Source organism: Rhizobium sp. NPDC092011, assembly GCF_044756305.1.
Taxonomy (GTDB): Bacteria; Pseudomonadota; Alphaproteobacteria; order Rhizobiales; family Rhizobiaceae; genus Rhizobium.
Window position 1 is genome coordinate 228,938 of record NZ_JBIVSO010000009.1, and the last position, 15,158, is coordinate 244,095.

Genomic DNA, 15,158 nt, shown 5'->3' on the forward strand with positions numbered 1-15,158 from the left:
TCTAAACTTCCATGGCGAGGGCATGGCCAGCCTACACGCCTAAATTCAGCGTATTCAAGTCTGCTTATCCGACGGCATCCCCCCCCGCCACGGATGTCAATCTATTCCAAGTTTATTGAAGAATATCTTGTTCCGCATTTCAGCATCCCGAAGCAGTTTTGTCCAACTCAAAACTTCCATGTAGAGACTGTTGTTGCCAAACCATCGGAACCATCCAAGGCCATCTGGCATGGGCGTGAATTCCTTCTCGAATTCAAGCCACTTCCTTACTTTTGCCGTCAAATCGCAAACCACGTACCCGTAGAACGGTGTCGTGCCGTTGACGATAATGTCGCGACCAGTGGGTGTTTTGAATTTTCCTTCTCTGATCTGATTGACGTAGCGGACAATCTGCTGAACTGGATCTTCCTTCGATGAAGGATCGGCGAAATTGTCTCGTTGGGGTTTCTTGAATTCGAAGATAGTGATGGGATTGCTCGCCTCGTTCTCACCGCGAAATGCAACACGCCGATTGTAGATCGTAATATCCGTCCGGTCTCCGTTTGGCTTGTTCAGCGGCTTATCGGATGAGACGTAGGAGGAAAAGTTAAGCCGCTCGTCCAGCATCCAGAGATTGTGCGATTCGTAATCAAGGCCTTCGGAATCTTTCTTACGTCGCATGATGATATCATGCACATCACCTTCCGATTTATGCTTTCCATCGGAATCGATTTCTAGCGATTTGGAAAAGAGGTCGAGAACGCATTTTCTCATAGAAACATAATGGATGAGATCATTCTTACTGGTATCAGAAATGCTTTCCATAAGCTGAGTGATTTTCTCACCCAGCTCATCGGGGTTTTCCGATTTCAGCAGTGCGGCCACCTGTGATCGCGTCTGGATTTCCTTTTCGTACTTCTTCTTTTGAAGATGAAGCTCGATATCCTGGTTGGACGGGCGCATGGGCAGGGCGTCGAAATCGACCTCATTTGCGAGCGTCCGGTGCCAGGGCGCATCGGCCGACACATAGTCGGCGATGCGTGCCTCCTTGCGTCTCTTCCGCTCAGTGATTTCCGAGCCCACCGCCGACTGCGCGATTTCGGCGGCCTTCTGCTCGATCTCGCTTTGGGAGATGCCGTTCAGTAGGTCGTTGTCAGTTTGGAAGCGAAATTCGCCTCTTTCGAGCGACACGTTGTCATTGAGGTAGTTGCCGAAAACATAGGATTTGACAACGAAATTGCGCCCCTTGGACAAATCTTGGTCGGGACCAGCCTCATAAAACTCCTCGGCGAATTCAGGTATATAGGCCTGAAGCGCGTTGTCAGTCACTTCGCGCCGATGTGCGACGAGACTGACTTTGCTCTTGGCCGACCTTGGCGCATAGAATTTGAAGACGCGGACCTGAAAATCCTTAGCCTCTTCGTTGGCTGTGAGTGTGAACGTGCCCTGCTCAACTCGCATCTCGACAATCTGGCTGTTCTCCTTGCCAAGATAATCGTTGAGAGCGACGCCACCGGATGGCTCCTTCGCTTCCCGGATCACGATACGCGGGCACGCCCGATCCTTGTCTACGAAATACGGTAGCAGGCGTTCGACGATAACACGGCTGACGGTATCGAGGCGCTTGTCCGGAAATTTGACCGATTTGATACCGGAAATCTCGACTGCCGTACCCGTCTCCCGCTTTTCCGAAGTGGACGTTTTCTCGTCAACGATGATGTCCTTATCCAGGCCCATCCTGAAAGATCGATCGTGGAAAACATCACCGACGGCAAAGGTGCTCGCCACCTTCACATGGTTGAAATATTTGAGGCAAGTGAACCGGCCGAAGCCTTTACCGCCATCGGCGATTTTCTGTTCGGTATAGAGGGTATCGAACGAATCGCGGTTGCTCTTCGTGAAGCCGACCCCGTTGTCCTTTACGATGAATCCGTCAATATCCTCAAGGCGGTCAATGATGTCCGCCTGCCCGCTTCGCAGGATTTCGATCTGGATCAGGCCATTCTTGACGCCCTTTTGGTCGATGGCCTGAATGGCGTTGACCACTAGCTCCACTAGCGGCGTATAGACGTTGGTCCCCGATCGGATGTTCTCGACCAGCCGCCTGACGTTGACATTGCTCATGCCAACTCCCTCACATCGGTCAGGCCGTCGTCTATGTTGTCTTTGGACGGACTCGCCGATGTCATTCTTCGTTTCCTCTCGATTCTCGTTGGGGAGTTCTGGTGGCGGAGGACGCAACGCTTTCGCGGACGTACTCGCGCATGAACTCCCGAAGCACTTGTGCCGCTGGACGATCATGGACCTGGCACGCCGCGACGAATTCCTCCCGCAGATCCCGGTCCAACCTGATGCGCAACCCGACATCTTTTTTGGTCATGTCGGGAGTGTACCCAATGGATACACACCTGCCTAGATAGGTCGTTCCGGAGAGAACGGCGATCCGGGTGCATGATTCTCAAGTCCGGCTGCTTTGCACAAGGTGATCCGGTCCTCATGCCCGGCCTCCGCTCCGCTCTGGCCGGGACGGTTACTTGGGGGCGCAGCCCCCTGGCGCGGCGCAAGGGATCGCTGGCGCTCGACCGGGACGGTCTCCCCAGCCTTCCGCGCGGATGCGTGTTTCTCACTCTCGCCCATGGCTTCGATCCGCTTGTGCAGGCCGGGTGATCCCCCTCCGTCCCGGTCGCCCTTGCACCTTGCACCCCCCGGTCTCGCCGACGGGCAGGGTTGCAGCGCAGCGCTGCGCTCCAACCCAAGCCCATAGGACAAAGACCATGACCACGACCGGAACCAACGCCCCGACCGACGAACACGGCGCGACCGTCTTCATCCCGCTCAACAAGCTCAAGAAGCACCCGAAGAATGCCCGCAAGACCCCGCACAGCGAGGCGTCTATCGAGGCGAAGGCGGCGAGCATCGCCGCCAAAGGCATTCTGCAAAATCTGGTGGTAGAGCCGGAGGCGGACGCGGACGGCGCGGCAACCGGCTTCTATCTCGTCAGCATCGGGGAAGGCCGCAGGCAGGCGCAGATGCTGCGCGTGAAGCGCAAGGAGATCAAGAAGACCGAACCCATCCGCTGCGTCATCGACACGGCCAACGACGCGGCGGAAATCAGCCTCGACGAGAACGTGACCCGCGAAGACCTTCACCCTGCCGACCAGTACGAGCGGTTCCGCGAGCTTTCGGAAGATCGGGGATGGGGTGCGGAGGAAATCGCCGCTCGGTTCGGCGTGACCGCCCATGTGGTGAAGCAGCGGATGCGTCTCGGCGCGGTCAGCCCCAAGCTGTTGCAGGTCTATCGCGACGGCGAACTGACCTTGGATCAGTTGATGGCCTTCGCCATCACCGACGATCACGCGCGGCAGGAACACGTCTATGAGAACCTGTCCTATAACCGCGATCCCTCCATCATCCGGCGCGACCTGACCAAGATGAACGTCGCGGCGACGGATCGCTGCGCGGTCTTTGTCGGCGCGCAAGCCTATGCCGAGGCAGGCGGCAACATCATCCGCGACCTGTTCACCGAGGATCGCGGCGGCTTCTTTAAAGACCCGGCCTTGCTGGACCGGCTTGCCGTCGAGAAGCTGGAACGGATCGCCGCCGAGGTGCGCGAGGCCGAGGGGTGGAAGTGGACCGCCGCCTATCTGGACTTCCCCCATGCGCATGGGATGCGCCGCGTCTATCCGCATTCGGTCGAGCTTTCGGAGGAAGACGCTGCCGCCTACGACGCCGCGCAGAACGAGCTTGAGCGCCTGAATGCGGAATGGGAGGATGCCGATATTGACCTCCCGCCCGAGGTGGATACGCGGCTCGCGGAGCTTGAAGCCGAGGTCGAGCGGATCGACGTCAAGCGCCATGCTTACGATCCCGACGACATCACGCGCGGCGGTGCGTTCGTCGTCGTCGGCCATAGCGGCGATGTTCGGATCGAGCGTGGCTTCATCCGCACCGAGGACGAGGCCCCGGGGCCGGAACCGGAACTTGCCGAGGGCGGCGAAACCGTCATCGACGGGGTGCGCGTCAACGCGGACGGTGAAATCCTCGACAACGACGGCGAGGACGGCGAAGGCGACGCGCTTCCCGAAGCCGAGCCGGAAGAGGAAGCCGGGGATGCGGGCAAACCGCTGTCGGACGCGCTCATTCGCGACCTGACTGCGCATCGCACCCTTGGCCTGCGTCTCGCTCTTGGCGAGCAACCGGACATGGCGTTGATCGCCGTGGTCCATACGCTCGCCGCGCAGACCTACTATCGGGGCGGCAGCACGGCGCATTGCCTCGAAATCAGCCCGACCAGCAATTACCTCGCCGCCTACGCGGACGGCATCGAGGACACGGCGGCGGCGAAGATGCTGAACGACCGCCATGCCGGATGGGCGGCAGACATGCCGCGCGACGTGGCGGACCTCTGGGGCTTTGTCGCCGGTTTGGACCATGCGAGCCTCATGGCCTTGCTCGCGCATTGCGCCTCGCTAACCGTCAATGCGGTGAAGCTGCCATGGGAAAGCAGCAGGCGCCGCGCCCATGAAACGGCGGACAAGCTGGCGACGGCGGTGACGCTCGACATGACCGCGCACTGGACGCCGACCGTACGGAGCTATTTCGGGCGCGTCACCAAGGCCCATATCCTCGCCGCCGTGCGCGAAGCGCTTGGCAACGAGGCTGCGAAACGGATCGCGGACAAGAAGAAGCAGGAGATGGCGGCAACCGCCGAGCATCTTCTAGCCGGAACCGGCTGGCTTCCGCCCATACTGCGCAAGCGGCCCGCATGGCTCGATGCTGAGACTGAGGCGGACGCCTTCCTCCAAGCCGCCGAGTGAGGACCGGGCCGGGATCGCGCAAGCGGTCCCGCCTTCTTGCCGTTCAGCCCCAAAAAATCGCGGTCACGCGGGGATCGACCCCGCGCGACCGATCCGATGACCGTGACCGTCATCGGGTTCAGGAGGAACTTGCAATGATCGTGCTCATGTTGATGGCCCGTCGCGCGAGGGGGCTGAGCAGGCCGGTCACGGGAGCGCCGCCAGCCAATCTGCGTGGGTACGGCTTGTGGCTTCACCGATGATCCGCAACAACAAACTAACAATCATTCAGGATCAGCGAGCTGCCAGCTTTCGCCGCTATCGAGACAAACAGCATTTCTTATACTTCAGTCTGCTGCCGCACGGACATGACTCGTTGCGCCCAACCTTTTTGGAAGTCCGCCCCATGGATTCAAGCCGAACCGGCGCACGTCGCGGGAGTGCCGAGAGAACTTTGTCCATAGCGACATTTTGCTTCCAAGGATCATTCAAAACAAGTGCATCTCTAATCCGAAGATCTTCTGGACGAAGGACGAGCCCGTACCAGCGATCGGCTTTAAGATCGTACTTTTTCAATTGGCAGTGCTGAAGGATTTTCTCTCGCGCAATTTCAACCGGCAGTGCGCTGAGATGAATCGTCAATCCGGCAGACTGCCCCTCGAAGGGGAAACTAAGATCTTTTGTTACGCGCTCCTTCACCGCCGCTCGGATTTGGCTTTCAAGGGCCCGTGATAGCCCATCGGCCGTCTGGCCCGAAAGCTGTAGTATCCAAAGACCCAATTCAGTCAGTTCTGGGATGGTTGCTTCTTGAATCTGGTCAAGAACCGCTCCGGTACGCGTTCCGCGATACCGTGTCAGCACCCCTTTCACTTCAGGGCTCCCGGATACGCCTTGCCGCCGCACCGCCATTGCGACATCGACGTGTGCCGTGAAATCCTCCCCAAGATTGACCATGTCGTACTTGGGATCGAGCCATAGATTGTTCCGAAGATGGTAGGAAAACGGGATCAGCTCATTGGTGATGAGAAGCTTGTCAAAGGCCTGAGCCCGTAGATCGAGGTAGTTCAAGAATTGCAGTGGGGTATCGAGAAACTCGACGATGACATCGAGAGTGAACACGTCTGTTACCAGGGGTGGCTTGACAGAGTCTGTGGCGCGGACCTTCAGAAATTGGCGGCTTTGGAAACTCAGGGCGGGATAGTGATCGGCCAGAACACAAACCGGAAAGACGACATCGATGGAATGGGGGAGCTTTATCTCTGCTCCGGACGGATCCCGAAATACGAATGCGTCGGGATTCTGTAGGGCTTCTGCACAGAGTAACGCCTGATCGTACGCGTTCTCGACTGCCTTTTTAAAATCATCCCGCAGTGCGCGGTCATTGCCTTTCCGCGCTTCTAGCGTCAACCGCTTCGATTTAGCTTGCACGACGATCGCATGATTGCCGAACAGGACTAATGCGTCGGCTTCCGCATAGCGGTTCTTGCCGCGATAGATGTCTATGTTTCTCAGTACGCGAGCGTCGCCGAAAACGGCTCGGAGCCGATCGCTCGTATAGGTTTCGGTGAAATTTCCCCGATGTGCTGTGGCAGTGGAACGATAATTGTCGTCCACCATCATCCAGAAAAACGGCGACTCATACAGAGATTCTTGAAGCTGATAGTGCTGGAGAAGGACGTAAGAGCCGTCAGCAATGCACAGGATTGGCCGCACATTCGTTTCGTTGAATTCACTGATGCCAGCAAAAGGCGCATTGCGCTCGTGGCTCTCAAACCGAAACGCGCGCAGGACAGCATCGACAGTAGCCGCGTCTAGGCCCGACCTCTCAACAACCTCCTGCGCAGTGAACATGAAAGCAGGCAGAAAGGTCCACTCATCCGGGCTTTTTGGGCGCATCTCCTCGCGAAGTGAAGCAAGCTTGGAAATATGCCCTTCGCCAATCGCCTTTGTGACAGTCAGAGCATCGGTAATGCTGAAACCGCGCTTAGCAACAAGCCAAGAATCGTCAGCACTGTACTTCGGAGCAGTCAGGGCCTCATATTGGAAGTTGTATGCAGACTCTCCACCGTAAAAGATGGGCTCACGCATTGCGGCCCCATCATCGAACGGATCCCCACCTTCTGCGAGAAGTGCAGCCCAATCTTTTCCTCCAAAGAACGCGCCCGTCATCATTGCGTGATGAAGTTCTTTCATCAATGAATCTGTGCGTTCAACGTAGGCTTGCATGACCTGTGGAGCCGGAAGCTCTAGCCCGATCGGCGCCCGAGCCATTAAGCCGATCAACGTGGAGATTTCACTGCGGAGAAGATTGGAGCCCTCATAGTGAGAATCCATGTCTTTTACGACCAGATTTTCACTGAACTTGATGAGGTTATCCCGAAAGCAGAAATACGCTATCGCATGAATATATCCGGGCGACGCACAGAGGGCGGCAATCTCCTCAAACACCTCTGCCTCAGTACGGATAACCGGTTTTTTTTCAGCTACACTGCTCCCCAATTTTTCCCTCCCGAAAAGACTCACTTTGTTCTTTGAAGATGTCGCATCGTTTGGAAACCACGGCAACACGGAGGCCACCCCGCGCGGCTGATGCACCAAGCGCTTGGCGTTGCCCTTCGGGCTGCGCTTTAGGCTGCGCCGGAACCACGCCTATGGCGCGTTTCCGCCATTCGACTTCAATCACTAACGCAAAGGGGCGGCAGCGGCATTTCGCCAAATTGCCCCGCAACGGCGAGGCGTCTGAAAGGCTGGTCTCAATCGCAATTGCACCGCCGCCAGTAAGCGCTGGGCTGCTACGCTCGCACACTGTCAGGGTGACATAGAACGGCAGGGAGGCGCAGAGCGTCCGTTGGGCCGAGACCATCGACGCGGCCGTACGCGGATGGACATTCGGCAGCGCCGCCCGCGGATCGCGCCAACGATGGTGCGAGAACAGGGCCGCGTGTCCGTCCTTCTCGCCCGAGGCGATTATGGCCATGGCCTTTACGTCGAGGATTGGGGTGGTGGCGCATCGGCCAGTGGGGTCCGCGCCGTTTCCGTTCTCGAGCGGTAATGTGCGAGGGATTGCCGCCATTGCCGTATCCCCCGATTTCCTGTAACGGGCGCTCCATCCGCGAACTCGACTGGCATGGGTCTGACCGAAGACCGGCTTCGCCTCGCTCGTCTCCCGCAACGTCCGTCGCCAACTTTTTTTCCGCCGCCTTCGGCTTTGCATCGCGAAGCAAAAAAGCCGTCACCGGCTGCCCTCCACTGCGTTCCAGCCCTTCGGGTGCAGGGCCAATCGTCCCCGGTCTCTCGACCCCCATCGAGGTCGCAATGGAGCGGCCCGACAGGAAAAGGAACACGACAATGGCGACCATCGGCACCTTCACAAAGAACGAAAACGGCGCGGGCTTCACCGGCGCGGTCAAGACCCTGACCCTTAACGTCAAGGCCAAGTTCGTTCCCGCCGAAGGCGAAAGCGAGCGCGGCCCGGACTTCCGCATCTTCGCCGGTGCGACCGAGTTCGGCGCGGCCTGGAAGAAGGTCGCCCGCGAGACGCAACGCGAATACCTCTCCGTCAAGTTGGACGATCCGAGCTTCCCGGCCCCGATCTACGCCAGCCTGGTCGAAGCCGAGGATGGCAGCGGTCACAACCTCATTTGGTCCCGCCGCAACGGCGACTGAGGCCAGCCCTTCAGGAGCCCCGCAAAGAGCGGGGCTTCTCTATGCTCATGGCCGCCGCCTTCAAGGAACAGGGAGATCGGTATCCCGATCGGATCGTTGTTCCGGCTTCCGCCTCCGCTTTAGCCGGCAGACTGGCTAGGGGCGCTGCCCCCGCGCGGCGCAAGGGATCGCTGACGCTCGGCCGGGCCGGTCTCCCCGGCCTTCCTCCACGTCGTTCCTTCGTTCCGTGCAGGCCGGGTGATCCCCCTCCGCCCCGGCCGCCCTTGCACCTTCTACCCCGGTCTCGGCGACGGCCAGGGTTGCAGCGCAGCGCTGCGCTTCAACCCAAGCCCACGGAAGGAAAGAACATGTATCACCAGCTCGCCACCCGGTTCGGCCGCAATGCTCACCAGATCAGCGGACGCGAACCGCTCGACAATGAGGCCCTGTTTCGGCACGTCCCGTCCATCTTCGCCCGCGAGGCCCATGACAGCCGTTCGGAGCGTTACATCTACGTTCCCACCATCGACATCGTGGAGGGGCTGCGCCGGGAGGGGTGGTTTCCGTTCTTCGCCGTGCAGTCGGTTCCGCGTGACGGGAGCCGCCACGGCCACGCCAAGCACATGCTGCGCCTGCGTCGGGATGGCGGGATCGGCAAGCCGGAGGCCGCAGAAGTCATCATCGTCAACAGCCATGACGGGACCAGCGCCTATCAAATGTTCGCCGGGATGCTCCGTTTCGTCTGCACCAACAGCATGATTGCGGGCGAGCGCTTCGAGGAAATCCGCGTGCCCCACAAAGGCGGCATTCAGGATCAGATTATTGAAGGCGTCTTCACCGTCGCGGAAGACTTTCCGCGTCTCATCGACGCCAGCGAGACCATGAAGGAAATCCGCGTTTCCGCAGAAGAGTGCCGCGTGTTGGCCGAGGCGAGCCTTGTCGCCCGCTATGGCGAGGAGGAAAGCCCGTTGCGCCCGGAACAGATCATCGAACCGCGCCGCCGCGAGGATATGGGCGGGAGCCTTTGGAGCACGTTCAACGTCATTCAGGAGCATTTGACCAAGGGCGGGCTGCAAGGCCGCAAGCAGAATGCCGAAGGCCGCATCCGCCGTGCCCAGACCCGCGCCATCAACGGCATCGACCAGAATGTGACGCTCAATCGTGCGCTCTGGACGCTGGCGGAAGGGATGCAGAAATTGAAGGGGCTTTGACCGCGAACGCGACAGGGCCGCGGTCCCGGCGGCCCTGCCTCTTCCCGCGATCACAGGAGCTGAAAAATCGCGCCGATCCGACTTTGCGGATCGGCGGTGCGGCCATGCCCGAGATCATGGCCGCGCTCGCCGGACTACGCCCGGCTCGCAGAAACACGTAAGCACTGTTAAGAAGAAAAACCAATAGATTGATCGCGTTAGCCGATCTAGTTATCTCGATAGCGCAGCTACAGTTGTTTTAATCGATGCTTGAAGATCTCTATCCGGGCACTGCTTTGTGTGCGCCCGAATAGAGAGGCAACGCCAATGCTGAGTATCGACTGGCGTTCTCCGGCGGCATATAAATTTGCCAAGAGCATTCCCGCCGCCGGTTTCGCTTGGGAGTATCTTCGCCGAGACGACGAGTATCGTAGCGAGTTTCAGGCCATCATCGCGTCGCGGGAGCCGGACCCGGAGCGGCTGGAAGCTTTTGCGCTGCGGTGGGGGCTGCGATTTTCCGACCGATCCTGAAACCCCATCGGATCGGCAGACTCTATTCTGGAGTCCACACCTCCAGCCGCAGGCCATACGGCTCATGCCGCTGGAGCACCATGATGGCGAAACCGAACCCATCGTCACGCTTGCGCATCTCGACGGTCTCGACCTCCGCCAGGCTGAGGATGGCTGGCACGGCATCTGGCAGGCTGACGGCGTCGCGCATCAATTCTGGCTGCCCCAGGCCGCTCCCGATGCGGCGGCCTTCTATGGCACGGTCTTGCCGGCGGACGCCTTCTACGATCTCCGCTCTCATGCGGCGCGTCGATTGGTTAAAGCAGTTCAGGGCCACGGGCCGGGGCGCGATTTCCGCGCATTGCCCGCGCAACTCAGGCAATGGCACATCCTATCTCTGCGGGCCCTCGACGCTCGGCTTCGCGGCGAAAGCTATCGTACTGTCGCCGAAGTCCTGCTAGGCTTTCGCGGCAATAAGGAGGATTTTGAGCTCGATCCGCGCAAGAACAAGGCCCGCCGTCTGATCGCGCACGGCATCAAAATGATGCGCGGCGGCTATCGACTGCTACTGCACTATCCCATCAAGCTCCCCAGTCGCAGATGGCGATAGAACATCACCTCTCCACGTCTTTGCCGCAACGTTTGCACTCTCTGCCGCAGGCAACGCCCGCCGGTTATTGTTGACTCGTTTGTGGTGCGCCAGCCTCGGACTTCGCCAGCGCCACTGCAGTGTCCTGCGTGTCCTCAAGTGTTGATTGAACGTCAGGGCGTACGCCGACACCCTCCCAGTTGCTTCGCGTGACTGGATTTTCAGCCCTGCCAGTCGGCACAACGACGAAGAGGTCCGATCCCAGTTCATTAAGCCCGCCCGGATTCGCACCTCCGCGGGTGGCCGTGCCGACTACGATCGCCCGCCGAAGGGCTTGCAAGTCATATGCGAATTCCTCGCCAGCCGAATAGGTCTTCGGACCGACCAGAACGTAGACCGGCTTGCCGACGTAGCGCACTGGCGTCGGCGAACTCCAGAACGGTTCCGTTCTGAACGTCAACGTCCCGCGATTGCGCCAGATGAGGTCGTTGATATGGACGCGCGCACCCTGGTCGAGGAAGAAGCTCACGAGGTAGGCAACGGATGCCGGATGCCCGCCGCCGTTCTCCCGCATGTCAATGATCAGCGCGGCGGTGTCTGACAAGCTGCGCATGGCCTGATCGGCGGCCGGATTGAAAACATCAGGCGGAACGAACCGCGCCAAATGAATATAGCCGATATTGCCGTCTAGCCGCTTCACCTCGAAACCGGCATCCTGCGGGCTCGCTGGCGTAGGCTGATTGCCGAAGGGCGAACCGAATATCACCCGCACATGACCGTCCTTCGTGATCGCCCGGAGTTGCTCCGTTAGCCGCATCGCAAACTGCGCTGGATCGGTGACGCCGCCATAGGTGTTTTCCGCCAGTGCCTTCTCCAGCGCCTCCGCCGCCTGCGCGCCCATTTCCGGGAACACGTAGCCCTCCCGCAACTCGGTGGCGATACCACCGATCGTTTTGGCGACCGTTGCCCGATCCAAGGTTACGCTTTGCGCGGAGGCGGGAGGCACATCGGCTCGCGCCGCAAGAGTGCTTGCCAACAGTGAAATCGCCAAGAGGGAGACAGTAAGGAACGATGAGTAGTTATGGGACATTCAATCTCTACCTCACGAAAAGAGCGCATGACGCTGATTAGATCAAAATAAGACCACGAATACGATTCGTGTAGCGCTACTGGCAACCCTCAAGCCAAACATCCGAAAAGCCCGCAGGCGCACACGCCCCGGCTGCCAGACGCTGGATACGGGCGGCGCGTTCGTCGAGCTTGGCGTCGCTTCGAACGAGATCATAGGAGGCCGGCGCTATCAGCACCGCCGCAAGTCGGATAAACTCGGCCTCGGTCAATTCGGCTGGAGGCCGCCCATAGATCGCTGAGCTTGCCGAATGGAAGCCGATTATCCAGCCATTTGGCCCCTTGCCCATTTCCAGCGTCTCCAGCCACAGGGCAAGGATCTGCTCCTTGGAAAGACGCCTCTCCAGCCCTAGCGCATAACCGGTCTGGCGGATCTTGCCGATGCCGGGATGAAATTCCTCAAAGGCAAGCCGCTTGGCGGCCGATTGAGTGATGGTGGTCAACCCAGCGCCCGGGGTCGAGAAATCAACACCGGAATGCGTTGAGAAATTCGGGTCTTCGACCGCGAGCAGAATAGCCCTATGGGCTGCCCCCAGAGAGTCGCCGCCGCGGCCTTGAGCAATCACCGCGTCGGCACGAGTGCGCAAGCTTTCTGCATCCGATAGCGCATCCCAGTATCCCTTAGCGCCATAACCGACGAGGCCGACCAGCAAGAGAGCAAATGCAACGCCCGCATATTTAAGTATCCGCATCATTCGATCTGCATATCCCTCAGATTGGTGTTTCGTCGATTCACTCATCAAGGCTTCAGCGAGTTATATGAGTGTTTTCATTGCTACTCGGTATTCAGAGGTTGACGCCAAAATATGAAAGACCCGGCTGCTACCGCCGCCAAGAGCCAAGCCAATAGTGTGCCGAAACCCGAGATGCCGTACGGCCCCTCGGCACCTGTAAAAAGCCATGCTCGCGCAGCATCGGCAGCAAAAGACGGCATGGGAATGCTGGCTATGGCAGCGCCAAAATAAGCTTGCAGGATCGAGCATGTTATCCCTACCAGAAATAATGGAACGACTGCCGCGATCATGCTCCGGAATATGATCGTGAGCGTCGCGGTAACTGCAGCAAGGGTCGCCAGTTCGAGAAAGGCGATTACAAACGCCGCACAGAGCACGAGGATGCTGCCCGCTTGGACTGGTGTTCTATTGCTGATGCCGCCGCCGAGAAAGCTAAGCGCAGTGTTGAGGATCATGTCTCCGACGACTGTCAAAACAAGACCGACGACCATGCACAGGAGGCAAACAGCGAACTTTGCGGCGAGGAGAGGAATACGCCCTGTCCGTGGCACGAGGTTACGCCAAGCCGAGAAGCGGTATTCGACGTAGAAGACAGAGGAAACACCGATCGCATAGAGAAGCTGTGCAATCGGATTGCCTGCGATGCCCAATGATTGCGCGGCTGACAGAAGCGCATCGGCTTGTGCTTGCGGGAGGTTTCCTGATCGGAGGACGAAAAAACTCTCCAGCGCGATCTTAAGGCCGAGTGTGGCAGCGGGAACCGACAGAAACCCCCAGAACAGCACTCCTGGCTGTCGTAGAAGCTTCAGAAGCTCTGCCGAGAGTAGAGCGCTCATTGTGGCTCTCTCCGCGTCTCCGACAGGAAGACCGACTCCAGATCGGGAGTGATCCATTTTGCTTCGAATATCCGGATGTTCGCGTTTACAAGCGCGCGTATGAGTTCAGGTGCATCGTCGCGCTCAATTCGAACATAAACTCCACCATCACCAGTATCGGCCCGCGATGCCAAACGCTCCAACACGGCTTGCGGTGAATCAACGTTGAGCCAAAAGCGAGCTTGGCTGTCGAGCAGATCAGTGACTTTCCCATGCGCCGCCATTTTCCCGCTGCGTAAGATCGCGACGCGTTCGCAAACGCGCTCCACCTCGTCGAGGAGATGGCTCGAAAGCAGCACGGTGATACCGTCCCTCTGGGCTAAATCCACGATCAGCGAACGCATTTCGAGGATGCCATCCGGATCGAGACCGTTGGTCGGCTCATCGAGAACGATAGCATCTGGACGGCCGACGAGCGCGCAGCCGATCCCCAAGCGTTGTTTCATCCCCAACGAGAATGCAGCTACTTTTTTGTCAGCGGCGTAGCCGATGCCAACGCGCCGCAGAATAGGCTCTACCATCGTGACGGTATCGCTCATCCGAGCGAACATTTCCAAATGCTCGCGTGCGGTCAGGAACGGATAGAACGCCGGGGCTTCGATCAACATGCCGAGCCGGCGTCGCGATTCCCTGGCAGCATTCTCTCCGAAGATGGAAACCGAGCCCCGATCAGGGCGCACGAGACCAGCTATGATCCGTAGCAACGTGCTCTTGCCGGCACCGTTCGGGCCTAGGAGGCCGTATACGCAGCCTTGGGGAACACCAAGAGAAAGCCCATCGAGCGCCTTAAAAGCACGGCCTCCCCACCCGAATCTTTTCTCGACGCCAGAGACTGTAATGGCGTCTTCCTTATCTCTATTGCTCAATAGATGATCCCGCCTTAAGCATCTCAATCCTCGTGCCGACAATGGCGTTTCGGCACGACGTCATCTTCCGGTTAGCCTATAATTGATTGTTGGCAATCTCTTGTTCGAGAATACGTCGATAGCCTTTATTTGAGAGCCATCGCGCACGTTCGAGATGGCTTTCCCAGCATCGCCTTGTCCCTGCTTCGTCACGGTCGGGATCGCGATGCAGAACAATGCGGGCGACTTCCTGCCAGTCTGCGCCGTCTCGGCAGGCATCTAACAGCCGCAAATAGGTGACGTAGTGCTGTTCGTCATAGGTCGTGATATCAGCCCCCCTGGGGGCCTCATCTTCAACATCTGGGTCAAGCAGAGGAGGTTCACGCATGAATTCTGCCCTTTTTTATCGAGAACGCGGACATAATGAAGCACTTCAGGACAACCCGATGAATAGCATGGTCTGATACGAATAGGAACGATCGTTCCTAGAATGATCGTTCCTATGCTGGTTCCTCTTTTGCCATGGATCTCAAGGAGGTCATGGCGAGGAATTTGCGTCGGATCCGCCATGATGAAAATTTGACGCAGGAAGAACTCGCCGACCGGGCAGGCTTGAGTATGCGTTACATCGGAGCCATCGAACGTGGCGACGTGTCCGCCAGTGTCACGGTTCTTGGCCAGATCGCCGAGGCACTTGGGATCGAGCCGGGCGAATTGCTGAAGAATACCAGCGCGCCAAAGTAGTCATCTAGGCATAACTGTAGCCAGAAGCCCGCCGCTCCTGTCTCCGAATAGGGATTCCAGCCTGTACGCCCCGGGGTGCCGCCTGCGCATAAGCGCAAATGCGGCACGCTACCCGCCGCCGAT

General features: G+C 58.7%; 15 protein-coding genes. 7 read left to right on the forward strand and 8 right to left on the reverse strand.

Annotated features, from left to right (window positions below):
* Positions 1-96: 96 nt before the first annotated feature.
* Positions 97-2,025 (reverse strand): ATP-binding protein, encoded by a 1,929-nt coding sequence (locus tag ACIQJ2_RS28200; protein WP_400676418.1) that lies wholly within the window; start codon positions 2,023-2,025, stop codon positions 97-99.
* A 405-nt stretch (positions 2,026-2,430) separates the two neighbouring features.
* Between ACIQJ2_RS28200 and ACIQJ2_RS28205 the strand changes: the two genes are divergently transcribed.
* Together ACIQJ2_RS28205 and ACIQJ2_RS28210 are read left to right on the forward strand one after the other, a co-directional pair.
* A complete protein-coding gene (locus ACIQJ2_RS28205; protein ID WP_400676420.1) occupies positions 2,431-2,646 on the forward strand; it encodes a hypothetical protein in 216 nt (71 codons plus the stop codon).
* A gap of 107 nt (positions 2,647-2,753) precedes the next feature.
* Entirely contained in the window at positions 2,754-4,796 is a 2,043-nt protein-coding gene (locus tag ACIQJ2_RS28210; RefSeq protein WP_400676422.1) for a ParB/RepB/Spo0J family partition protein, read from the forward strand.
* A 297-nt stretch (positions 4,797-5,093) separates the two neighbouring features.
* On the opposite strand, the gene ACIQJ2_RS28215 is transcribed toward ACIQJ2_RS28210, so the two are convergent.
* The gene (locus ACIQJ2_RS28215) at positions 5,094-7,274 is read right to left on the reverse strand and encodes an SEC-C metal-binding domain-containing protein (protein WP_400676424.1); all 2,181 of its coding nucleotides are present in this window, start codon (positions 7,272-7,274) and stop codon (positions 5,094-5,096) included.
* Entirely contained in the window at positions 7,255-7,848 is a 594-nt protein-coding gene (locus ACIQJ2_RS28220; protein WP_400676426.1) for a hypothetical protein, read from the reverse strand. The genes ACIQJ2_RS28215 and ACIQJ2_RS28220 overlap by 20 nt, the downstream gene beginning before the upstream one ends.
* A gap of 275 nt (positions 7,849-8,123) precedes the next feature.
* On the opposite strand from ACIQJ2_RS28220, the gene ACIQJ2_RS28225 reads away from it, so the two are divergent.
* The 4 genes from ACIQJ2_RS28225 (at position 8,124) to ACIQJ2_RS28240 (ending at position 10,730) form a co-directional block, all read left to right on the forward strand.
* On the forward strand, positions 8,124-8,441 hold the full coding sequence (locus ACIQJ2_RS28225; protein ID WP_400676428.1) for a DUF736 domain-containing protein: 318 nt from the start codon (positions 8,124-8,126) through the stop codon (positions 8,439-8,441).
* Positions 8,442-8,788: 347 nt separating this feature from the next.
* Complete coding sequence (locus ACIQJ2_RS28230; RefSeq protein ID WP_400676430.1) at positions 8,789-9,631, forward strand: DUF932 domain-containing protein; 843 nt, start codon at positions 8,789-8,791, stop codon at positions 9,629-9,631.
* Between the two features lie 306 nt (positions 9,632-9,937).
* Entirely contained in the window at positions 9,938-10,141 is a 204-nt protein-coding gene (locus tag ACIQJ2_RS28235) for a transcriptional regulator domain-containing protein (protein WP_400676432.1), read from the forward strand.
* A gap of 64 nt (positions 10,142-10,205) precedes the next feature.
* Positions 10,206-10,730 carry a DUF2285 domain-containing protein gene (locus ACIQJ2_RS28240; protein ID WP_174064964.1) on the forward strand — a complete coding sequence of 175 codons (525 nt, stop codon included), beginning with the start codon at positions 10,206-10,208 and terminating at the stop codon, positions 10,728-10,730.
* A 64-nt stretch (positions 10,731-10,794) separates the two neighbouring features.
* Here the strand turns inward: ACIQJ2_RS28240 and ACIQJ2_RS28245 are convergent, their stop codons facing one another.
* The 5 genes from ACIQJ2_RS28245 to ACIQJ2_RS28265 all read right to left on the reverse strand — a co-directional run bounded on the left by ACIQJ2_RS28245 (position 10,795) and on the right by ACIQJ2_RS28265 (position 14,679).
* Positions 10,795-11,799 carry a S41 family peptidase gene (locus ACIQJ2_RS28245; protein WP_400676435.1) on the reverse strand — a complete coding sequence of 335 codons (1,005 nt, stop codon included), beginning with the start codon at positions 11,797-11,799 and terminating at the stop codon, positions 10,795-10,797.
* 76 nt (positions 11,800-11,875) lie between these two features.
* Positions 11,876-12,532: a transglycosylase domain-containing protein gene (locus ACIQJ2_RS28250; protein ID WP_400676437.1), complete on the reverse strand. Its 657-nt coding sequence runs from the start codon at positions 12,530-12,532 to the stop codon at positions 11,876-11,878.
* Positions 12,533-12,612: 80 nt separating this feature from the next.
* A complete protein-coding gene (locus ACIQJ2_RS28255; RefSeq protein ID WP_400676439.1) occupies positions 12,613-13,356 on the reverse strand; it encodes a hypothetical protein in 744 nt (247 codons plus the stop codon).
* 47 nt (positions 13,357-13,403) lie between these two features.
* Entirely contained in the window at positions 13,404-14,312 is a 909-nt protein-coding gene (locus tag ACIQJ2_RS28260; RefSeq protein ID WP_400676441.1) for an ABC transporter ATP-binding protein, read from the reverse strand.
* Positions 14,313-14,388: 76 nt separating this feature from the next.
* Positions 14,389-14,679, reverse strand: a complete 291-nt coding sequence (locus ACIQJ2_RS28265) for a DNA -binding domain-containing protein (RefSeq protein ID WP_400676443.1) — start codon at positions 14,677-14,679, stop codon at positions 14,389-14,391.
* 134 nt (positions 14,680-14,813) lie between these two features.
* On the opposite strand from ACIQJ2_RS28265, the gene ACIQJ2_RS28270 reads away from it, so the two are divergent.
* Complete coding sequence (locus ACIQJ2_RS28270) at positions 14,814-15,035, forward strand: helix-turn-helix domain-containing protein (protein ID WP_400676445.1); 222 nt, start codon at positions 14,814-14,816, stop codon at positions 15,033-15,035.
* Positions 15,036-15,158 lie beyond the last annotated feature (123 nt).